The 253-nt window shown below is 41.1% G+C and carries 1 protein-coding gene; it reads left to right on the plus strand.

The window, feature by feature from the left end; genetic code table 11:
- The coding region (locus AAEY88_RS14700) for an NAD-dependent epimerase/dehydratase family protein (RefSeq protein WP_350563575.1) at positions 1-253 on the plus strand (253 nt) is incomplete at both ends.

Raw genomic sequence — 253 nt, forward strand, 5'->3', positions numbered from 1 at the left:
TTCATACAGCGGCTCTTCATGCTCCTCATGTTGGTTTAGTGCCTGATTCTGAGTTTAAATCTATCAACGTAGACGCGACTGAGAAACTGGCTTTGTCTGGCGTAAAAGCAGGTATTAAGCACTTTATTTTTACCAGTACAACTGCGTTGTACGGTTATGCTTCGACTCCGAAAGGTATTTCAGGTTGGATTAATGAGGAGGTTACTCCGCAACCTAAGTCGATTTACCATAAAAGTAAAATTGATGCTGAAAC

Source organism: Psychrobacter sp. CAL346-MNA-CIBAN-0220, from assembly GCF_040309805.1.
Lineage (GTDB): Bacteria > Pseudomonadota > Gammaproteobacteria > Pseudomonadales > Moraxellaceae > Psychrobacter.